At 70.4% G+C, this 21,282-nt stretch carries 16 protein-coding genes; 8 read left to right on the top strand and 8 right to left on the bottom strand.

Annotated elements, in window-relative coordinates; genetic code table 11:
• Positions 1–4,128 (bottom strand): HAMP domain-containing protein, encoded by a 4,128-nt coding sequence (locus ACQEVY_RS31520; RefSeq protein WP_432952753.1) that lies wholly within the window; start codon positions 4,126–4,128, stop codon positions 1–3.
• A gap of 210 nt (positions 4,129–4,338) precedes the next feature.
• Between ACQEVY_RS31520 and ACQEVY_RS31525 the strand changes: the two genes are divergently transcribed.
• The 3 genes from ACQEVY_RS31525 (at position 4,339) to ACQEVY_RS31535 (ending at position 8,192) form a co-directional block, all read left to right on the top strand.
• Entirely contained in the window at positions 4,339–6,345 is a 2,007-nt protein-coding gene (locus ACQEVY_RS31525; RefSeq protein ID WP_432952754.1) for a SpoIIE family protein phosphatase, read from the top strand.
• 40 nt (positions 6,346–6,385) lie between these two features.
• Positions 6,386–7,618: a radical SAM family heme chaperone HemW gene (hemW, locus tag ACQEVY_RS31530; RefSeq protein WP_432952755.1), complete on the top strand. Its 1,233-nt coding sequence runs from the start codon at positions 6,386–6,388 to the stop codon at positions 7,616–7,618.
• A 94-nt stretch (positions 7,619–7,712) separates the two neighbouring features.
• Positions 7,713–8,192: a hypothetical protein gene (locus ACQEVY_RS31535; protein ID WP_432952756.1), complete on the top strand. Its 480-nt coding sequence runs from the start codon at positions 7,713–7,715 to the stop codon at positions 8,190–8,192.
• Between the two features lie 192 nt (positions 8,193–8,384).
• Here ACQEVY_RS31535 and ACQEVY_RS31540 read toward each other — a convergent pair whose 3' ends face one another.
• The 3 genes from ACQEVY_RS31540 to ACQEVY_RS31550 form a co-directional block, all read right to left on the bottom strand.
• Positions 8,385–8,738, bottom strand: a complete 354-nt coding sequence (locus ACQEVY_RS31540; RefSeq protein WP_432952757.1) for a YciI family protein — start codon at positions 8,736–8,738, stop codon at positions 8,385–8,387.
• Positions 8,739–8,788: 50 nt separating this feature from the next.
• Positions 8,789–9,430 carry a CatB-related O-acetyltransferase gene (locus ACQEVY_RS31545; RefSeq protein WP_432952759.1) on the bottom strand — a complete coding sequence of 214 codons (642 nt, stop codon included), beginning with the start codon at positions 9,428–9,430 and terminating at the stop codon, positions 8,789–8,791.
• A 94-nt stretch (positions 9,431–9,524) separates the two neighbouring features.
• Positions 9,525–9,923 (bottom strand): VOC family protein, encoded by a 399-nt coding sequence (locus ACQEVY_RS31550; RefSeq protein WP_432952760.1) that lies wholly within the window; start codon positions 9,921–9,923, stop codon positions 9,525–9,527.
• A 349-nt stretch (positions 9,924–10,272) separates the two neighbouring features.
• On the opposite strand from ACQEVY_RS31550, the gene ACQEVY_RS31555 reads away from it, so the two are divergent.
• On the top strand, positions 10,273–10,926 hold the full coding sequence (locus tag ACQEVY_RS31555) for a TetR/AcrR family transcriptional regulator (protein WP_432952762.1): 654 nt from the start codon (positions 10,273–10,275) through the stop codon (positions 10,924–10,926).
• 340 nt (positions 10,927–11,266) lie between these two features.
• Here the strand turns inward: ACQEVY_RS31555 and ACQEVY_RS31560 are convergent, their stop codons facing one another.
• Positions 11,267–12,070, bottom strand: coding sequence for a DUF3097 domain-containing protein (locus tag ACQEVY_RS31560; protein ID WP_432952763.1), 804 nt, complete (start codon positions 12,068–12,070; stop codon positions 11,267–11,269).
• A 28-nt stretch (positions 12,071–12,098) separates the two neighbouring features.
• The gene (locus ACQEVY_RS31565; RefSeq protein WP_432955496.1) at positions 12,099–12,893 is read right to left on the bottom strand and encodes an MBL fold metallo-hydrolase; all 795 of its coding nucleotides are present in this window, start codon (positions 12,891–12,893) and stop codon (positions 12,099–12,101) included.
• A 214-nt stretch (positions 12,894–13,107) separates the two neighbouring features.
• Here ACQEVY_RS31565 and hrcA point away from each other — a divergent pair, with 214 nt between their 5' ends.
• From hrcA to ACQEVY_RS31585, 4 genes are all read left to right on the top strand, one after another.
• A complete protein-coding gene (hrcA, locus tag ACQEVY_RS31570) occupies positions 13,108–14,124 on the top strand; it encodes a heat-inducible transcriptional repressor HrcA (RefSeq protein WP_328771654.1) in 1,017 nt (338 codons plus the stop codon).
• Positions 14,125–15,261: a molecular chaperone DnaJ gene (dnaJ, locus tag ACQEVY_RS31575; RefSeq protein WP_328771655.1), complete on the top strand. Its 1,137-nt coding sequence runs from the start codon at positions 14,125–14,127 to the stop codon at positions 15,259–15,261. It abuts the gene before it with no gap.
• Positions 15,262–15,421: 160 nt separating this feature from the next.
• The gene (locus ACQEVY_RS31580) at positions 15,422–16,504 is read left to right on the top strand and encodes a nitronate monooxygenase (RefSeq protein WP_432952764.1); all 1,083 of its coding nucleotides are present in this window, start codon (positions 15,422–15,424) and stop codon (positions 16,502–16,504) included.
• Positions 16,504–17,250, top strand: a complete 747-nt coding sequence (locus ACQEVY_RS31585) for a 16S rRNA (uracil(1498)-N(3))-methyltransferase (RefSeq protein WP_432952765.1) — start codon at positions 16,504–16,506, stop codon at positions 17,248–17,250. The genes ACQEVY_RS31580 and ACQEVY_RS31585 overlap by 1 nt, the downstream gene beginning before the upstream one ends.
• Positions 17,251–17,305: 55 nt before the next feature.
• Here the strand turns inward: ACQEVY_RS31585 and ACQEVY_RS31590 are convergent, their stop codons facing one another.
• Both ACQEVY_RS31590 and ACQEVY_RS31595 read right to left on the bottom strand, forming a co-directional pair.
• Complete coding sequence (locus ACQEVY_RS31590) at positions 17,306–20,464, bottom strand: S41 family peptidase (RefSeq protein WP_432952766.1); 3,159 nt, start codon at positions 20,462–20,464, stop codon at positions 17,306–17,308.
• Positions 20,465–20,653: 189 nt separating this feature from the next.
• On the bottom strand, positions 20,654–21,280 hold the full coding sequence (locus ACQEVY_RS31595) for a hypothetical protein (protein WP_432952767.1): 627 nt from the start codon (positions 21,278–21,280) through the stop codon (positions 20,654–20,656).
• Between the last annotated feature and the right edge of the window lie 2 nt (positions 21,281–21,282).

Raw genomic sequence — 21,282 nt, forward strand, 5'->3', positions numbered from 1 at the left:
TCAGTCGTTCGGCGACGGGACGGGGGCGGGGCCGACGGCTTCCGGCTCCTCGCCGCGTCCTTCCGCCTCCGCATCGTCGCCTTCTTCGTCGTCTGGTCCGTCGTCTTCTCCGGCCGGGTTCAGGAGGGCGCAGACGACGGTCAGCAGTTGATCGACGTCCACCGGCTTGGGTACGTAGTCGTTGGCGCCGCGGGCGATGGACTTCTCGCGGTCGCCGGGCATCGCCTTGGCGGTGAGGGCGACGATGGGCAGGCCGGCCCAGCGTGGGGTGCGGCGGATGGCGGCGATGGTCTCGTAACCGTCCATCTCCGGCATCATGATGTCCATCAGGACCAGTTCGACATCGGGGTTGCGCTCCAGCGTTTCGATGCCCTCGCGGCCGTTCTCCGCGTACAGCACCGGCATGCCGACCCGGCCCAGGACGTGCGTGAGAGCGAAGACGTTGCGGATGTCGTCGTCCACGATCAACACCCTGCGCCCCGGCAGAAGTTGACCCGCCCGGCCCGCCTTCCACTCCTCCAGCTTGGTGGGCGTAGGCCAGGTGTCGTCCGTGTCGTGCGCGGTGTACGACCCGATGGACTCGGCGGATTCGGTGGACTCGGCGGTGGACTCGGTGGACAGTTGCTCGGGTACGGGCGACTGGCGCTCCTCGGGTACGGGACCGGTCGCGGCGTTGCCGGGGCTGGCGACAGGGACGTACAGCGTGAAGGTGGAACCCTTCCCGGGCTGGCTCTCGGCGATGATGCGGCCGCCGAGCAGTCCGGCGATCTCGCGGCTGATGGACAGACCAAGGCCTGTGCCGCCGTATTTGCGGTTGGTGGTGCCGTCGGCCTGCTGGAACGCCTCGAAGATCACCGGGAGTTTCTCCGGCGCGATACCGATGCCGGTGTCCGTCACCTCGAAGGCGATCACGTCGTCGTGCTCGCCGCGTGTGTAGCGGTGCTCGGGGTCCTTGATGCGGTTGACGCGCAGCTCGACCCGGCCGTTCGCGGTGAACTTGATCGCGTTGGAGAGCAGATTGCGCAGGATCTGCTGGAGGCGCTGCTCGTCCGAGTACATCTCGCGCGGTACGTCCTCGCCGACCGCCACCTCGAAGGCGAGCCCCCGGTCGATGGTGAGCGGCCGGAACGTGGCGTGGACGTAGTCGAGCAGCTTGATCAGCGGCAGCTTCTTCGGGCGTACGTCCATCCGGCCGGCCTCGATCTTCGACAGGTCGAGGATGTCGTTGATCAACTGGAGCAGGTCCGAGCCCGAACGGTGGATCGTGGACGCGAACTGCACCTCCTGGTCGGAGAGATGGCCGTCCGGGTTGTCGGAGAGCAGGCGGGCGAGGATCAGCAGCGAATTCAGCGGGGTGCGCAGCTCGTGCGACATGTTCGCCAGGAACTCCGACTTGTACTGGGAGGACGTCGCCAGGAGAGCCGCCTTCTCCTCCAGTTCGGCGTTCGAGCGCTGCAACTTGGCCTGCTGGCGCTGTAGTTCGTCGGAGCGGTCCTGGAGCTGGGTGGCCAGCTGCTGGGACTGGCCGAGCAGGGACTCCGTACGCGAGTTGGCGATGATGGTGTTGATCGCGACACCGATGGTGTTCACGAACTGGTCGAAGAACGCCAGGTGGACATCGGAGAAGCGGGAGAACGAGGCCAGTTCGACCACGCCGAGCAGCTTGTCCTCGAAGAGGATCGGAATGATGACGACGCTGGCCGGGGACGCCTCGCCCAGACCACTGTTGATCTTGATGTAGTCCGGCGGGGCCTCCTCGACGAGGATCCGCTTCTTCTCGCGGGCCGCCTGCGCCACCAGTCCGTGCACCGGGAGCCCGCCGGTCTCCACGGTCGCGCCCTGCGCCGCTCCGTACCCGGCGATGAAGGCAAGCCCCTTGGCAGGCACGGCAGTTCGCAGCGCCGGGCTGTCCTCGTCGGGGTCGGCCAGATAGAACGCGCCGTACTGTGCGTTCACCAGCGGCGTCAGCTCGCGCAGGATCAGGTCGGCGACCTCCATCAGGTCCCGGTGGCCCTGCATCAGGGCGGCGAGGCGGGCGAGGTTCGACTCCAGCCAGTCCTTCGCGCGGGTCGTCTCGCGCAGGTTGGCCACCATCAGGTTGATGTTGTCCTTCAGCTCGGTGACCTCGCCGCGGGTCTCCACCGAGATGGAGCGGGACATGTCGCCCTGGGCCACCGCGGACGCCACCTCGGCGATCGCGCGGACCTGGGTGGTGAGGTTGGAGGCGAGTTCGTTCACGTTCGTCGTCAGGCGCTTCCAGGTGCCGTACACGCCCTCGACCCTTGCCTGACCGCCGAGTTGGCCCTCGGAACCCACCTCGCGGGCCACCCTCGTCACCTCGGACGAGAACGACGACAGGGTGTCCACCATCGTGTTGATCGTGGTCTTCAGCTCCAGGATCTCGCCGCGCGCGTCCACGTCGATCTTCTTGGAGAGGTCACCCTGGGCCACGGCGGTGGCGACCTGAGCGATGTTCCGTACCTGCGAAGTGAGGTTGTCCGCCATGTAGTTGACGTTGTCCGTCAGGTCCCGCCACACGCCCGAGACGCCGAGTACCTGGGCACGTCCGCCGAGCCGCCCGTCCGTGCCGACCTCGCGGGCCACCCGGGTCACCTCGTCGGCGAAGGCGCGCAGCTGCTCCACCATCGTGTTGACGGTGTCCTTGAGTTCGAGGATCTCGCCGCGGGCGTCGACGGTGATCTTCTTGGACAGGTCGCCGTTCGCGACGGCCGTGGTCACCTGCGCGATGTTCCGCACCTGTGACGTCAGGTTGAGCGCCATGAAGTTGACGTTGTCGGTGAGGTCTTTCCAGACCCCTGATACGCCACGGACCTGGGCCTGACCTCCCAGGTTGCCCTCGGTGCCGACCTCGCGGGCCACACGGGTGACCTCGTCCGCGAAGGCGGAGAGCTGGTCCACCATCGTGTTGATCGTCGACTTCAGCTCCAGGATCTCGCCCTTCGCCTCCACCGTGATCTTCTTGCCGAGGTCGCCCTGGGCCACGGCGGTCGAGACGAGGGCGATGTTCCGTACCTGTGACGTCAGGTTGTCCGCCATGAAGTTGACGTTGTCGGTGAGGTCTTTCCAGACGCCCGATACGCCACGGACCTGAGCGCGACCTCCCAGGTTTCCTTCGGTGCCGACTTCGCGGGCCACACGGGTGACCTCGTCGGCGAAGGCGGAGAGCTGGTCGACCATCGTGTTGATGGTCGACTTCAGTTCGAGGATCTCGCCCTGGGCGTCGACCGTGATCTTCTGGCTGAGGTCGCCGTTGGCCACGGCTGTGGTGACTTGGGCGATATTTCGGACTTGACTGGTCAGGTTGGACGCCATGAAGTTGACGTTGTCGGTGAGGTCTTTCCAGACGCCCGATACGCCACGGACCTGGGCGCGACCGCCCAACTGGCCCTCCGTGCCCACCTCGCGGGCCACTCGCGTGACCTCGTCGGCGAAGGCGGAGAGCTGGTCGACCATCGTGTTCACGGTCAGCTTCAGCTCGAGCAGCTCGCCCGTCGCCTCGACCGTCACCGAGCGGGTCAGATCGCCCCGCGCCACCGCCGTCGTCACCAGGGCGATGTCGCGCACCTGCGCGGTCAGCCGGGACGCCATCGTGTTGACGGCCTCGGTCACATCCCGCCAACTCCCAGACAGGCCCGTCACCTTGGCGCGACCGCCCAGCCGTCCCTCGGTGCCGACCTCGCGCGCGACCCGGGTCACCTCTCCGGTGAACAGGGACAGCTGATCGACCATCTTGTTGACGGCTCGCCCCAACCGGCGCAGATCGCCTCGGAGTTGACGGTTCCCGTCATGCAGGTCGACCCGCTGCGTCAGATCGCCGCCGGCCACCGCGTCCAGTACGCGGGTCGCGTTCGCGGCGGGGGCCACCAGCGCGTCGAGCAGCTGGTTGACGTCGTCGACCCTGGTCGTCCACTGGCCCTGACCGGGGCTCGCGGAGAGCCGTTCGTCGAGCCGGCCGTGGCGCACCAGCTCCCGACGGACGCGCTGCACCTCGGAGTTGAAGTGCGCGTCACGGCCCATGATCTGGTTGAACACGGCGTTGAGCTCGGCCACCAGCCCCTGCCCCGACTCCGGCACCTTCGTGAAGTCACCGTCGCGGGCAGCGGTCATGGCAGCGAGCAGAGGACGCAGATCGGATGCTCGAATCTGTCCGTCTTCGAGCACTTGCGTAGCACTGTTCTCACTCATGCGAGCCCACTTCGGTAACTCGACGCTTATGGGCGGGGTCAGTCTGTCACTCTGTCGATGCCGCCTGAGGCCTAATCGTCCAACTGCTCAGGGAGCCGCACAGTGGGGCCCATACCAACGCGACGGGGGAGCATGTCCCGTGCTCCTGATGCACCTGAGCGCCCGCGCCCGACCGCGCGTACGTCGCTGCCGGGCAACCCTCTCGCGCCCGGAGCCGCCCGCCGCTTCGTCCGCACCGCGCTCGCCGAGTGGACCGAACTTGCCCTGCCGGGCGTCGAGTTTATCACCGACCAGCTGGTCGACGAGGCCGTGGTCGTGGTCAGCGAACTCGTCACCAATGCGGTGGTGCACGCCGGCACGGACGTAGAACTCCGGACGCGCCTTGAGCCCGCCGAGCCCGCCGAGCCCGCCGAGGACGGCGAGTTCGTGGGGAACGCCGGGTTCGCCGAGAACTCCGGGTTCGCCGAGCCCGCGCGGCTCGCCGAGTTTGCCGACGTGGCCGAAAGTGATGCCGAAGCCGCCGGTGTGCTCGTCATCGAGGTCGCCGACCACCATCCCGCGCGCGTGGTGCGCGGCGACGGCGTCGAGCGGCCGCACGACAGCGCCGAGTACGGGCGTGGTCTGCGGCTCGTCTCCGCGCTCGCCGAGTCGTGGGGCATCACGTACCGCACCGGCACCAAGATCGTGTGGGCCCGGCTGCCCGTTGCCGGGGTCGCGCCCGTCGAGGAGACGGCCGGGCCAGAGGCGTACGACGGTGAACGCGCCCTCCTGCGCGGGGTGCGGGCCGCCGAGATCCTCACCCCCGCACCCCGGCGCGGCGTACCGCTGCACGACAAGGAATGGCTCAATCGCGGCGCCCTCTGCTTCCTCGCCGAAGCCTCCGACCTGCTGGCCGGGCAGCTCGACGAGGACCTGGTCGCCGCGCTCACCGCGCAGCTGCTCGTGCCGCGGCTCGCCGACTGGTGCGCGGTGTGGCTCGAGGACGAGACCCCGGGCCGGCCCGACGGTGGCCTGACCGGCGGGCCACGCCTCGCCCGCGTCTGGCACGGCAGCGAGAACCGCATCGAGGAACTGCGCCTCTTCCTGGAGAAGGACCCGCCGCGCGTACCCGACTCGGCGGGCTCCAGCCCCGTCCCCGTCCCCTGGCCCGGACAGGCGCTCGGCGCGGGCGCGGACAGCGGTACGGCACTCGCGTACCGGCTGATCGCGGGCGGCCGGCCGCTCGGCACGCTCGTCATCGGACGGACGGGGCTCGTCCGCTTCCCCGACGAGATCACCGGGCTCGTCGAGGACCTCAGCCGCCGGGTCTCGCTCGCCATCGGAGCGGCCCGGCAGTACGCGCGACAGGCCACCATCAGCCGCGTACTGCAGCGTGGCCTGCTGCCCGGCGCGGTCGCCGAAATACCCGGCGTACGCAGCGCGCTCGTCTACGAACCGTGCGACAAGGGCGGCCCGAGCGGTGACTTCTACGACCTCTTCCCGGCCGGGGACGGACGCTGGTGCTTCGCGCTCGGCGACGTCCAGGGCAAGGGACCCGAGGCAGCCGTCGTCATCGGCCTCGCCAGGCCCTGGCTGCGGCTGCTCGCCCGCGAGGGGTACGAGGTCCCCGACGTGCTCGACCGCCTCAATCAGCTGCTCCTCGACGACGCGACCGAGGCCGCGGACGCCGCGGCCCGCTCCCTGGTGGCGGCCGGCGCTCCCGGCCTCGCCGACGAGGGCCCGCAGAACCGGTTCCTCTCCCTGCTGTACGGCGAGCTGGTCCCCCACGACGGCGGCGTGCACTGCACCATCGCCTCCGCCGGCCATCCGCTGCCGCTGGTCCTGGAACCCTGCGGAACGGTGCTCACCGAGGTGGCCCAGCCGCAGACGCTGCTCGGCGTCTTCGAGGACGCCACGTACACGTACGGGAGCTTCGAACTGCGCCCCGGCGACAGTCTCCTGTGCGTCACGGACGGGGTGACGGAGCGGAGGAGCGGGGCCCGGCAGTTCGACGACTCCGAGGGGCTCGCCACTGTCCTCAGCGGCTGCGCGGGCCTGAGCGCCGAGCTGATCGCCGAGCGGATCCGGCGACTGGTGCACGAATTCGGGCCGAAGCCGCCGGAGGACGATCTGGCGCTGCTGGTGCTGCAGGCGGAGTAGACGGCGTAGTCGGTGCCGGGGGTGCTGGACAATGGAAGGCATGCCTTCCGCACTTCCCGACGGTGAGCCCGTCCCCGACGACGGGACGCTGCCCGCGCACGCCCTGGCGGGCGCCGCCGCGCGCCCCCTCGGGTTCTATCTGCACGTGCCGTACTGCGCGACGCGCTGCGGCTACTGCGACTTCAACACGTACACCGCGACCGAGCTGCGGGGGAGTGGAGGCGTCCTCGCGTCCCGCGACAACTACGCCTCGACCCTGATCGACGAGGTGCGGCTGGCTCGCAAGGTCCTGGGCGACGACCCCCGGCCCGTCCGTACGGTCTTCGTCGGTGGCGGTACGCCGACTCTGCTCGCCGCCGATGATCTCGTACGGATGCTGGGGGCGATCCGGGACGAGTTCGGGCTCGCGGAGGACGCGGAGATCACGACGGAGGCGAATCCGGAGTCGGTGGATCCGTCGTATCTGGCCGCGTTGCGGTCCGGGGGCTTCAACCGGATCTCGTTCGGGATGCAGAGTGCGCGGCAGCATGTGCTCAAGGTGCTGGACCGTACGCATACGCCGGGGCGGCCCGAGGCGTGCGTCGCGGAGGCGCGGGCGGCGGGGTTCTCGCATGTGAACCTGGATCTGATCTACGGCACGCCCGGGGAGTCGGATGACGACTGGCGGGCGTCGTTGGAGGCGGCTCTGGGGGCCGGGCCGGATCATGTGTCGGCGTACGCGTTGATCGTCGAGGAAGGGACGCAGTTGGCGCGGCGGATCCGGCGCGGTGAGGTTCCGATGACGGATGACGACGTTCACGCGGACCGGTATCTGATCGCGGACGAGGTGCTGGCGGGGGCCGGGTTCGAGTGGTACGAGGTGTCGAACTGGGCCACGTCGCGGGCCGGGCGGTGTCTGCACAACGAGTTGTACTGGCGGGGGGCCGACTGGTGGGGGGCTGGGCCAGGGGCGCACAGCCATGTGGGGGGTGTGCGGTGGTGGAACGTCAAGCATCCGGGGGCGTATGCGGGGGCTTTGGCGGAGGGTAGGTCGCCGGGCGCCGGGCGGGAGCTCCTGTCGGAGGAGGACCGGCGGGTGGAGCGGATCCTGCTGGAGCTGCGGCTCCGGGAGGGCTGCCCGTTGTCCCTGCTGAGGCCGGACGGCCTCGCCGCGTCCCGGCGGGCGCTGGCCGAGGGGCTTCTCGAAGCCGGGCCGTACGGGGAGGGGCTGGCGGTTCTTACGCTGCGGGGGCGGTTGCTGGCGGATGCGGTGGTGCGGGACCTGGTGGACTGAAGGGTTCCGCCCCCGCCGCCCCAACCCGTCCCATCCCCGAGGGCCAGCCCCGGATCCAATTTCGTGGGCCAGCCCCCGCACCTGCGCTCCTCAAATGCCGGAGGGGCTGCGGGCGCTGCCAGCCGAGGAGCGCGAGCAGGACGTCCTGGACGAGGACGTCGCCCGCGTCTCCCCGCTCAAGCGCGCGAACCTCAACGTGCTCGGCCGCTACAGCTTCCGCGCCTCTACCCCGGTCGGCGGCGGTCTGCGCCCGCTGCGAACCGCGGCCGCCAGCCGACGGATCAGGACCTTGACGTACGCCGGGCAGGGTCGAGCAGCGAGTCATCGGCTTCCACCGCTTCCGGCGCTGCTGCGCACCCTGGGGCTGGCCGAGGCCGAGAGCCAGAGCAATCCGGGGCCAGGTGACCTTGCGTTCGCGGGCAATGTCGATCAGCCGTCGCTCGCCGTCGTCGAGCATGCGACGAACCAGGGCGAGCAGAACCAGCGCGGCCTCAGCGTCCTCCGCGCGGGCCGGAGGCTGCTCCGCCTTGAAGTGGGCTCCTACCGGACCGTGGTGTCACACCATTCGACGTAGCGGTCGGGGCTTGGCCGCCATCGAAGCGGCCGCCTACACGGCAGCACCGGCCACATGGTCGGCACACCGCCCGCGCGTACGCACCCTCCCGGCCGCCCGAGCGGGAAAGTCGGCGGCACCAACCAGTACGGGCACGACCGCAGCGACCCCGTGGGCCGGTGCTGCGCCCCCGGGGTCAGTCCCCGACCCCGGTCAGGCGGATTCGAGGATCGGGCGGATCTCGATCGTCTCCGGGGTGGGCAGCCCTTTGGCCAGTTCGACGGCTTCCTCGCGGTCGGCGACCTCGAGCACGAACCAGCCGCCGAGGGTCTCCTCGCCCGCCTGCGCAGCACCTTCGGTCACCTGCAGCGAACCGTCGGATGCCTTGCGCACGGTCACCGGGGCGATGCGCTCGGTCTCGAGGGCTTCGCCGCCGGCCAGCTTGCCGCCCGCCGCGACCTGGCCGATCCAGGTCTCGTACGCCTTGCGGTAGGCGTCCCGGTCGGCCTGGATGCTGCGGCGCGACTCCTCGGTCTCAAAGATCACCAGCGCGTACTTCACGGGCACTCTCTCCGGTCTGGTCTCCGCAGGAGAGACCGCGGTCATCGGGTTTCGGGTCAGCGGTTCCTGGCGGCGATGCATTCGATGTCGGCCGGCGTTCCGGCCATGATGGTGCGGGCGTGTTCGGTGACCAGGTCGGCGGGCCAGTCCCACCACGCGGCGCGCAGCAGCCGCTCGATGTCGGCGTCGTCGAAGCGCTGCCGGATCGGCCTGGACGGGTTGCCACCGACGATCGTGTAGGGCGGAACGTCGGCGGTGACCACGGCGCCGGCCGCGATGATGGCGCCGTCGCCGATCCGCACGCCGGCCATGACGGTCGCCTGGTAGCCGAACCAGACGTCGTTGCCGACGATCGTGTCGCCGCGGCTGGGCATGGCCATGACGATGTCCAGGGTCTGCTCGGCCCACCGGCCGCCGAACATGGTGAACGGGTACGTGGACACCCCCATCGCCGGATGCTCGGCACCGGCCATCAGGAATGTGGTTCCCGAGGCGATCGCGCAGTACTTGCCGATGATGAGACGCTCCGGCCCGTAGGCGTAAAGGACGTTGCGGTGCTCGAAGTCCGTGGCGCCGTTCGGATCGTCGTAGTAGGTGTACTCACCCACGGCGATGGTCGGTGACATGACCAGCGGTTTGAGGAACACCACGCGGTCGTGGGCGGGCAGCGGGTGAACGGTGGTCGGATCAGGTGACAAGGTTGAGGTCCTCTGCCGAGTTGCGGGATGTCGCACACGGTCCGGGCCGGGCGTTGCCGGGGCATGGCGCGGATCGGCCTGACGCGGTGGGCTGTCAGGCGTTCTCGGGGCCGGACGGGGTGACCCACTCGACGAACTGGACGATCACGCCGTTGGGGTCGGTGACCTGGAAGAGGCGTTCGCCCCAGGGCTCCTCGCGCAGCGGCATGGTGATCTCGACGCCCTCGGCGCGCAGCCGCTTCTCCTCCTGCTCGATACCGGTGGTGGTGAAGGCGAGGATCAGGCCGGAGGCGTGCTGGTCACGCTGGTCGGCCGGCAGCACTTCGGTGCCACGTGCGAGCAGGACGATGTCCATCGCGGCGTCGTCGCGCGACAGGGAGGCGAATCCATCGGCGGCGGCCTGCTCGACGTAGCCGAGGTGTGTTGTGAAGAACCGCTGGGACGCGGCGACGTCGTCGACGGTGAGTGAGACGGTGGACGCGGTGATCTGCAAGGTGCTTCTCCTCATTGGATTCCGGGAGGCGGAGGTACAGGTGCCGGGTGAGTGCGGGTCAGTAGCCGGAGCGGCGCGGCAGATTGCGGGCCTTCGGGGGGACCCGCCGGGCGGGTGCGGGCAGAGCGCGGGCGGAACGCTGATTGCCGCGGGGCAGAGCCGGGGCGCGGTTGTCGCGCTCGGTCAGGACCGGGCCGATCTTGACGGGCGCGATCCGAAGGGCGACAGGGGGGGTTCGAGCATGGGCACATCCGTTCTTCGCTTCGGAGGAAACTTGCAACGGATGTAAACTTAGGCTGGTCCGCTCGAGGATGTCAACATAAAAATACTACGAGGGTAAGATTGCTCCATGACTACTGACGCCATTTCGTCCGCACCCCCTGCTGGCCTGCGGGAATCCAAGAAGCAGGAGACCCGGCAGCTCATCTCCGACGTCGCCACCGGCTTGTTCCTCGCCCAGGGTTTCGAGCGGACCACCATCGCCGAGATCGCCGCCGCCGCGCGGGTGGCGAAGAAGACGGTGACCAACTACTTCCCGCGCAAGGAGGACCTGGCCCTGGACCACCAGGACGCCTTCACCGCCTCCCTGGCCGGTACGGTGACCGGCCGTCAAGCCGGCGAGTCGGCCCTGGCGGCCCTGCGCCGCGCCTTCGCCGACGCGGCCGCGGACGCCGACCCGGTCGCCGGGTTCTCCGGCCCCGACTTCGCCCGCATGATCGCCGACAGCCCCACCCTCTCCGCCCGACTGCGCGACCTGCACGACCTGCGAGAGGCCGCCTTGGCAGACGCCTTGGCCGACGCCACCGGCACACCCCGCGGCGACATCACCCCCCGCACCGCCGCCGCCCTGCTCGGCGCCGTGCACCGCACCCTGTTCCAGCGCATCCAGGAACTCACCCTCACCGGCCAGGACAACGTCCGGATCTCCGCCACCGTCATCGCGGAGGCGGACAGCGCCTTCGGCCTGTTGGAGCCTTCGCTCGCCGACTACGCCGCAGCGTGAGCCAGGCGTCGCCCGTCGGCGTTCCGACGGAGGTGGATGCGGGCCCACACCTCGCAGCGTTGTCCCCGCTGCGGGCACACCGGGCGGGCCAACGGCCCGACCGGGACCATTTCCGTTGTCGTCGGTGCGGCCTCGCTAGGTCCGCCGACCACGTCGCCGGGGTCAACGTGCGCAACCGCGCACGCTCGGCGTGGGCATTCGTCACCATGCCCGTCCTGCAACTGGCCTGGCCGTTAGTGGGAGATGCGACCCGTGACCGTCCCGCCGTAGGGGGCAGTCGGGAGCGCGACAAGGTGTGAAAGACCGAGTACACAAGCTCGGCCGTTCACGGCCGAGAAAGTCACTCCGCCGCCGTGACGAAGTCGATCAACTCCTCCACGCGCCCCAAGAGCTCCGGCTCCAAGTCCCGATACGAGCGCACCGAGCCAAGGATCCGCCCCCACGCCGCCCCCGTGTTCTCCGGCCACCCCAACGCCCGGCACACCCCCGTCTTCCAGTCCTGCCCGCGCGGGACCCGGGGCCACCCCTCAATCCCCACCGACGACGGCTTCACCGCCTCCCAGACGTCGATGTACGGATGCCCGACGACCAGCGCGTACTCACTCGTCACCGCCTCCGCGATACGCGACTCCTTGCTGCCGGGCACCAGGTGGTCGACCAGGACGCCCAGGCGGGCATCGGCGCCAGGGTCGAAATCGGCCACGATCGACGGGAGGTCGTCGATGCCCTCCAGGTACTCCACGACCACGCCCTCGATGCGCAGATCGTCGCCCCACACCTTCTCGACCAGTTCCGCGTCGTGGCGCCCCTCCACGTAGATCCGCCCGGCACGGGCCACGCGGGCGCGGGCGCCGGGGACGGCCACCGAGCCGGAGGCGGTACGCGTGGGACGTACCGGCGCCGACGACGGACGTACGAGCGTCACCACCCGCCCCTCCAGCAGGAACCCGCGCGGCTCCAGCGGGAACACCCGGTGCTTGCCGAAGCGGTCCTCCAGCGTGACCGTTGCCGCCTCGCAGCGGATCACGGCGCCGCAGAAGCCGGTGCCGGGCTCCTCGACGACGAGGCCGGGCTCGGCCGGGACCTCCGGTACCGGCTTGGGCTTCTTCCAGGGAGGGGTCAGATCCGGTGAGTACTGGCGCATTCGGCAGACGATACCGATACGACCTTCGTCACACCCCGAAACGCCTTGCCAGCGCGTCCCGTTGGGCCCGGACGAAGCCCGCGTCCACCGCGGCACCGTGTCCGGGGACGTACACCGCGTCCTCGCCGCCCAGGGCCAGCAGCCGGTCCAGGGCCGCGGGCCAGTGGGACGGTACGGCGTCGGGGCCGGCCTGCGGTTCGCCGGACTCTTCGACCAGGTCGCCGCAGAAGACGACCTCGCGGGCCTCGAGCGCCTCCGGGGAGGGGACCGCACCAGGTCCGCCGGGGCTGCCGGGCCTGCCAGGGCCGCCGGGCCCGGCGGGGACCAGCACCGCCAGATCGTGAGGAGTATGCCCCGGCCCCACATTCGCCAGCAGCACCTGTCGCCCGCCCCCCAGGTCCAGCGTCCACTCGCCAGACACCAGATGCCGCGGCCGGACGAGGAGATCCGCCGCCTCCGCCGCCTCGCGCGGATCCGCACCGTTGCGCACCGCATCCGCGCGCAGCTCATCGCGGTCGTCATCGAGCACCTTGTCCACGCCCACCGCCCCGAAGACCTCGACCCCCGCGAACGCCGCCGCCCCGAGGACATGGTCGAAGTGCGGATGCGTGAGCGCGAGGTGGGTCACCCTGCCACCCGCGAGGAGCCGTTGCGCCTCCGTACGCAGCCGTACGCCCTCCCGCACGCTCGACCCCGCGTCGATCAGGAGCGCCGCGCCCTCGCCGATCACGAGCCCGACCGTGCAGTCCCACCCGGGAAGACGGCACCGACCGACCCCGGGGGCCAGCTCCTCCCACCCCGCCTCCGCCCAGACCGTGTTCAGCATCGCGCGGACTCTTCCCAAGTCACCGTCATGCAACGACGCTAGCTGTATGTCCCCGACAGAGCAGGACATGCCCGTACACCTCGGATCGGCGGCTCACGTCCGCCCTTGCCGGGGCGCTACCCCACGGCCGTACACTTGAGCCGGGATGCTGGCACTCTTGCGCGCTGAGTGCCAAGCGAAGAACACGGGAGACCAGCTGGAGGTGTGCGCGATGCTCAGTGAACGCAGGCTCGAAGTGCTCCGCGCCATCGTCCAGGACTACGTGGGCACGGAAGAGCCGGTGGGTTCCAAGGCGCTCACGGAGCGGCACAGCCTCGGGGTTTCGCCGGCGACAGTGCGTAACGACATGGCGGCGCTGGAGGACGAGGGCTACATCGCGCAGCCGCACACCAGCGCCGGACGCATCCCCACGGACAAGGGTTACCGCCTGTTCGTCGATAAGCTCGCGGGCGTCAAGCCGATGACGGCGCCCGAGCGACGGGCGATCCAGAACTTCCTCGACGGCGCCGTTGATCTGGACGACGTGGTGGGCCGGACCGTACGACTGCTGGCGCAGCTCACCCGGCAGGTCGCCGTGGTGCAGTACCCCTCGCTGACGCGCTCGACGGTGCGGCACGTGGAGTTGCTGTCGCTGGCTCCGGCGCGCGTCATGCTCGTACTGATCACGGACACGGGACGGGTCGAGCAGCGCATGATCGACTGCCCGGCGCCGTTCGGGGAGACGTCGCTGGCGGATCTACGCGCGCGGCTGAACAGCCGGGTCGCGGGCCGCCGTTTCACGGACGTCCCGAACCTGGTGCAGGACCTGCCGGAGGCCTTCGAGGCCGAGGACCGCGGCACGGTCTCGACGGTGCTCTCCACCCTCCTGGAGACGCTCGTCGAGGAGACCGAGGAGCGGCTGATGATTGGCGGCACCGCCAATCTCACTCGCTTCGGACATGACTTTCCCCTCACGATCCGGCCCGTTCTGGAAGCATTGGAGGAGCAGGTCGTCCTGCTCAGACTCCTTGGTGAGGCAAGCGATTCGGGCATGACGGTGCGGATCGGTCATGAGAACGCCTATGAGGGACTCAACTCCACGTCGGTCGTCTCTGTCGGTTACGGTTCGGGCGGCGAGGCAGTAGCCAAACTCGGCGTGGTCGGACCGACCCGCATGGATTACCCGGGAACGATGGGAGCGGTACGAGCGGTGGCACGGTACGTCGGACAGATCCTGGCGGAGTCGTAAGTGGCCACGGACTACTACGCCGTACTCGGCGTGCGCCGCGATGCGTCACAGGACGAGATCAAGAAGGCCTTCCGGAGGCTCGCACGCGAGCTGCATCCGGACGTCAATCCCGATCCGAAGACGCAGGAGCGGTTCAAGGAGATCAACGCCGCGTACGAGGTGTTGTCGGACCCGCAGAAGAAGCAGGTCTACGACCTCGGCGGTGACCCGCTGTCCCAGGCGGCCGGCGGTGGCGCGGGCGGATTCGGCGCGGGCGGTTTCGGGAACTTCTCGGACATCATGGACGCGTTCTTCGGTACGGCGTCCCAGCGCGGCCCGCGCTCGCGCACCCGGCGCGGCCAGGACGCGATGATCCGCCTGGAGATCGAGCTCGACGAGGCGGCCTTCGGGACGACGAAGGACATCCAGGTCGACACGGCCATCGTCTGCACCACCTGCAGCGGTGAGGGCGCGGCTCCGGGGACCTCGGCGCAGACGTGTGACATGTGCCGCGGCCGTGGTGAGGTCTCGCAGGTCACGCGGTCCTTCCTCGGCCAGGTCATGACGTCCCGGCCCTGCCCGCAGTGCCAGGGCTTCGGCACGGTCGTACCGAACCCGTGCCCGGAGTGCGCGGGCGACGGACGCGTACGCTCCCGCCGGACACTGACCGTGAAGATCCCGGCCGGTGTCGACAACGGCACGCGGATCCAGCTCGCCGGAGAGGGCGAGGTCGGCCCCGGCGGTGGGCCCGCCGGTGACCTCTACGTCGAGATCCACGAGGTCCCGCACCCCGCCTTCCAGCGACGCGGCGACGATCTGCACTGCACGGTCACCCTCCCGATGACCGCGGCGGCGCTCGGCACGAAGGTTCCGCTGGAGACGCTCGACGGCATGGAGGAGGTCGACATCCGCCCGGGCACGCAGTCCGGCCAGTCGATCCCGCTGCACGGCCGCGGCATCACGCATCTGCGCGGCGGCGGTCGCGGCGACCTCATCGTCCACGTCGAGGTCATGACCCCGAGCAAGCTCGACGTGGAGCAGGAACGGCTGCTGCGCGAGCTGGCCAAGCTGCGGGGGGAGGAACGGCCTACGGGGCAGTTCCAGCCTGGGCAGCAAGGGTTGTTCTCGCGCCTCAAGGATGCGTTCAACGGGCGCTGACGGCGGGTCCTTCTCGCACGCTTCCGGAGGCCTCTGAGCACGGCTTGATCTCGTGCCCGGAGGCCTCCGCCGTACCTGCTGACCGGCGCCCATTCCTCTGGCGTATGCCGGGCGGAAGGCCGGATTCGGTCCTCTTGGAGCGACGTGACAACATGCCGTCATGTCCTCCGCGCTGACCGATCTTTTCCCCCTTCCGATCGTGCAGGCCCCGATGGCGGGCGGCGTCTCCGTGCCGCAGCTCGCCGCGGCCGTGTCCGAGGCAGGGGGGCTCGGTTTTCTCGCCGCCGGCTACAAAACGGCCGACGGCATGTACCAGGAGATCAAGCAACTCCGCGGGGCGACGAACCGGCCCTTCGGCGTGAACCTCTTCATGCCGCAGCCCGAGTACGCCGACCCCGCCGCCGTCGAGGTCTACGCCAACCAGCTCGCCGGCGAGTCCGCCTGGTACGAGACCAAGCTGGGCGACCCAGACAGCGGACGCGACGACGGCTACGACGCCAAACTCGCCGTACTCCTCGACAACCCCGCGCCGATCGTCTCCTTCCACTTCGGCTGCCCCACGCGCGAGGTCCTGGACTCCCTCGCCCGCGCCGGAACGTTCACCATGGTCACCGCGACCACCGTCGAGGAGGCGCAGGCCGTGCAGCGGGCGGGCGCCGACGCGGTGATCGTGCAGGGCGTCGAGGCGGGCGGCCACCAGGGCACCCACCGCGACAACCCCGAGACGGACGGCGCCGGCATCGGACTGCTCTCCCTGATCGCGCAGGTCCGCGAGGCCGTACAGATCCCGATCGTCGCGGCCGGCGGCATCATGCGCGGCGGCCAGATCGCCGGCGCACTCGCCGCGGGCGCCACCGCCGCCCAGCTCGGCACGGCCTTCCTCGCCACCCACGAGTCCGGCGCGAACGCCCTGCACAAGCAGGCGCTCACCAACCCCCTCTTCGTCCGTACGGAGCTGACCCGCGCCTTCTCCGGCCGCCCGGCCCGCGGCCTGGTGAACCGCTTCATGCGCGAGCACGGCCCGTACGCCCCCGCCGCGTACCCCCAGATCCACCACCTCACCTCCGGCCTGCGCAAGGCGGCGGCCAAGGCGGGGGACGCGCAGGGGATGGCGCTGTGGGCCGGGCAGGGACACCGGCTCGCCCGCGATCTGCCGGCACAGCAGCTGGTCGAGGTGCTCGCGGACGAGATCGCCGAGGCGAAGGCGGCCCTGGCGGCGCTGCCCGGCGGGAGTGCCGGCTGATGACCGCGCCGGTGTTCGTGGTGGACGCGGTGCCGACGGGCCCGGAGTTCGTCCTCGACGGCCCCGAGGGACGGCACGCCGTGTCCGTGAAACGACTCCGCCCGGGCGAGGACGTGGTGCTCACGGACGGCCGCGGACGCTGGACGGAAGGCGTGGTGAAGGCGGCCGAGGGCAAGGACCGTCTGGTGCTCGCCGAACTCCAAGAAACCCAAGAGGAGCCGGAGCCGACGCCCCGTATCACCGTCGTCCAGGCCCTACCGAAGGGCGACCGGGGCGAACTCGCCGTCGAGACGATGACGGAGACGGGCGTAGACGAGATCGTCCCCTGGTCCGCCGCCCGCTGCATCACGCAGTGGAAGGGCGAGCGCGGCCTCAAGTCCCTCACCAAATGGCGGGCGACGGCGAGGGAGGCGGGCAAACAGTCACGCCGAGTCCGCTTCCCCCACATCACGGACCCGATGACGACGAAGCAGGTCGCCGAACTCCTCACCACAGCGGACTTCGCAGCGGTCTTGCATGAGGACCGCTCCCACCCGAGCGACCCCCTCGCCACCGCCGAACTCCCCACCTCCGGCTCGATCGTGCTCGTGGTGGGGCCCGAAGGGGGCGTGTCTCCGGAGGAGTTGGCGGCTTTCGCGGACGCGGGGGCGGGGGCGTACCGGCTGGGCCGCAGCGTGCTCCGTACGTCGACGGCGGGCACGGCGGCTACGGCGTTGCTGCTGGGGCGCACGGGCCGCTGGTCTTGAGGGCGAGGGCTCTCGCCCTCGCCGCACCTACGTCCTGTGCCTCCCGGTACTCCCGTCACTCACCCCCGGGCAAAGCCGGAGCCGTCTTCGCCGGATTCTCCGAGAGAGCCGCCAGCGCGATACGGATCGCCTCGTCCAGTTGCGTGTCGCGACCCGCCGCGTAGTCGTGCGGCGCCTGGACGACCTCGACGTCCGGATCGACACCGTGGTTCTCCACGCCCCACTCGTAACCCTCCAGCCAGAACGCGTACTTGGGCTGGGTGACGAGCGTGCCGTCGACGAGGCGGTAGCGGCTGTCGATGCCTACGACGCCGCCCCAGGTGCGGGTACCGACCACCGGCCCGATCCCGAGCGCCTTGATCGCCGCGTTGACGATGTCGCCGTCCGAGCCGGAGAACTCGTTGGCGACGGCGACGACCGGGCCGCGCGGCGCGTCCTCGGGATAGCTGTACGGGCGCATTCCGCGCGGCAGGTCCCAGCCGACGATGCGCCGGGCGAGCTTTTCGACGACGAGCTGGGAAGTATGCCCGCCGCGGTTCTCGCGGAGGTCGACGACCAGGCCCTCCTTGGCGACCTCGATGCGCAGGTCGCGGTGGAGCTGCGCCCAGCCGGAGCCGACCATGTCGGGCACGTGGAGGTAGCCGAGCCGTCCCTCCGACTTCTCGTGGACGTACGCGCGCCGGTCGGCGACCCACGCGTGGTAGCGCAGCGGCTCCTCGTCGGAGATGGGGACGACCACGGCGTGGCGTGGATCGCCGCCGCCCGAGGGCGAGATGGTCAGTTCGACGGGCTTTCCGGCCGTACCGACGAGCAGTGGTCCGGGCCCGGTCACCGGGTCGACCGGCTGCCCGGAGACGGCGACGATCGCGTCGCCCGCGCGTACCGCGACGCCGGGCGCGGCGAGCGGGGCCTGTGCGTCCGGGTCGGAGGTCTCCGACGGCAGGATCCGGTCGATACGCCAACTGCCGTCCTCGTGACGGGAGATGTCCGCGCCGAGCAGCCCCTGCCGCTCCCCGCCGCCGAAGCCGCCGCGCGGAGTGACGTACGCATGCGAGGTGCCGAGTTCCCCCTGCACCTCCCACAACAGGTCCACCAGGTCGTCGTGGGTGGCGACCCGGTCGAGCACCGGCCGGTAGCGGTCGAGTACGCCGTCCCAGTCGACCCCGCCGAGGTCCGGCCGCCAGAAGTTGTCGCGCATGAGGCGACCGGCCTCGTCGTACATCTGCCGCCACTCGGCGGCCGGGTCGACGCTCTGGCGGACCCGCGAGAGGTCGACGGTGATGTTGGTGTCGCTCTCGTCGTCGTTCGAGGCGCGCCGGTCGCTCGGTACGACCTTGAGCTTGCTGTCGGTCCACAGCAGGATCCGCTTGCCGTCGCCGGTGACCGCGAAGTGGTCGGCGTCCGAGGCGAGATGCTCGATGCGCTGCTGGACGAGGTCGTAGCGCTCGAGGTCCGTCTTCGGGTCCGGGTCGTCGGGGGTGGCGCGGGAGGCGCCGAGTACGCCGCGCACCGGGTGGCGCAGCCACAGCACGCCGTCCTTGGCGGCGCGCAGCTGCGAGTAACGGGCGGCCTCGACCGGGAACGGCACGATGCGGTCGGCGAGTCCGTCCAGGTCGATACGGGTCGTGGGGGCGCCCTCGCTGTCCGGCGTCTCCTCCTTGTCGGGGGCGTCGAAGGGACGGCCGTGCCGCTGCGGACCGAAGGGGGAGGGTGTGGTGGCGGCGAGCGTGATCAGGTGTGGCCGCGAGCCGCCGACGAAGGCCAGGTCGAAGACGTGCTCGTCGTAGACCGGGTCGAAGGAGCGGGCCGAAAGGAAGGCCAGGTGCTTGCCGTCCAGCGTGAACGCGGGCGCGTAGTCGCGGAAACGGAGCGGGGTCGCCTCGGTCACCGACAGGTCGGCGGTGTTGGCGAGCTTGAGCTGGCGCAGCGGGCGCGGGCCGGGATGCGACCAGGCGAGCCAGGCCGAGTCGGGCGAGAACACCAGCCCGGAGACGTCGCCGTCCTCGCTGCGGTCGACCTCCCGTACCTCTCCTGTCTCCCGCTCGACGAGCAGCAAGCGTCCATCGTGCGAGGCCACGGCGGCGCGGCTGCCGTCCGGTGCCACCGAGAGCCCGACCACCCGGCCGAGCTGTCCGGCGGCGAGCCGGCGCGGGGTCGCGCCGGGTGCGGCTCCGGTGGCGGGCGCGAACTCCAGCGCGTCCTCGCCCTCCGCGTCCGTCACCCACACCACATGCTCCTCGCCGTCCACGCGGAACGTACGCGGCAGCCGGGCCCGTACGCCCTGCTCCGCGGCCAGCGCCCGGGCGGGCCCCGAACGGTGCGTGACCCAGTGGACGGCACCGCGCACGGCGATCGCACTCCCGCGCCCGGTGTGGTCGGGCGCCCCCGCCCCGAACCACCGGGACGCGTTCACAGGATGCGGCTGCAGATCGACGCGCTGCCCGCCGAGCCGGATGTCGAGCCGCCGCGGCTCGGCCCCGTCCAGGTCGTCGAGGATCCACAGCTCACCGGCGGACGAGTACACGACGCGCGTACCGTCGGTCGCCGCATGCCGGGCGTAAAAACCGTCAACTGCCGTGTGCCGCCGCAGATCCGACCCGTCGGCGAGGGAGGAGTAGACCGCCCCCACACCCTCATGATCGGAGAGAAAGACGACCCGGTCCCCGACCCACGACGGATACTCGATGTTCCCGTCCAGGTCGGCATGCAGCCGTACGAACTCGCCTCCGCCCTCGCTGTCGATCCACAGCTTGCCGGCCGTGCCGCCCCGGTATCGCTTCCACCAGGCGGCCTCGCGGCCCATGGGCGCGGACAGCAGGACGACGCCGTTACCGGGGCCGTAGGCGACGCCGCCAACAGGCCCGTACGGGAGGGTGGTTGCGGGACCGCCGTCGAGCGGTACGGCCCGCGCCCAGCTGCGCCGCAGGCTGGCCTCACCGTAGGTGCTGAGCGCGAGGACCTGGCCTTCCGGGGTCCAGCCGCGTACCTGGGTTCGCCAACTGCCCCAGTGCGTAAGGCGTTTGGCGGGGCCGCCGTCGATGGGGGCGATGTGCACCTCGGGGGCGCCGTCGCGGGTGGACGTCCAGGCGAGGGTCGTACCGTCCGGGGAGATGCGCGGATGGTTCACCGGGACGTTGTCCGCGCTGACCCGCCAGGCGCGACCGCCGTCGAGGGGCGCGACCCAGACGTCGTCCTCGGCGGTGAAGGTGATCAACTCGCCGTGGAGATGCGGATACCGGAGATACGTCGCGGACGCCGAGGACGCTGAGGACGCTGAGGACGCTGAGGACGTGGCTGACGGGGCGGACTCCGAGGACGCAGCGGAGGCATGGGATGCAGCGGATGCGGTCTGTGTCACCCGATCACCCTATGCAGCGGTCCTTCCTCCGGCCAGAGCTTTGGATCACTTCGCCGGTTGGCAGGAACAGGTGGGGCTGGGGTGCACGGTGACGGTTTTGGTCACGGTGACGGTGACGGTGACGGTGGGACCGGGCTGGTCATGCGGCGGGGTGGTCTCGTGGTCGTCGTCGGGTGGCGTCGAGGTGGGGCCGGTGGTGGTCGGAGCGGGAGCGGTAGAGGTCGGAGCGGTGGTGGTGGGGTCGGCCGCATCGCAGTTCCCCAGCACATCCGCCCGGAACCACTCCTTGCCGCCGACCTTGGCGGTCAGATCCCCCCGTACACACTTCCCATCGACCTCCTGCGTGACCTTCCCCTTGATCGTGATGTCCCGCCCGTCCTTGTCCTCGCCGACACAGTCGACGATCGCCATACTCCGCGCACTCGGCGAACTCCCGGCGGTCGCCTTCTCCCCGTACGAGGCCGTACAGCTGACCCACCGCACATCGACACCCTGCCGCTCAAGCTCCCGCGTCCCGACCTGATCGGTGGTGACGGCCACGGCCGCGGTACTCAACCCGTCCCCCGGCTCACACGCGGCCACTCCGACGACGGCGACCACCACGAACCCGGCCACGACCGGGCTCCGCCACCGCCCCTGTAAACCGTGCCGTATACGCCTCAATGCCCCCATGG

Origin of the sequence: Streptomyces sp. CA-288835 (genome assembly GCF_050936385.1) — a bacterium.
Taxonomy (GTDB): domain Bacteria; phylum Actinomycetota; class Actinomycetes; order Streptomycetales; family Streptomycetaceae; genus Streptomyces.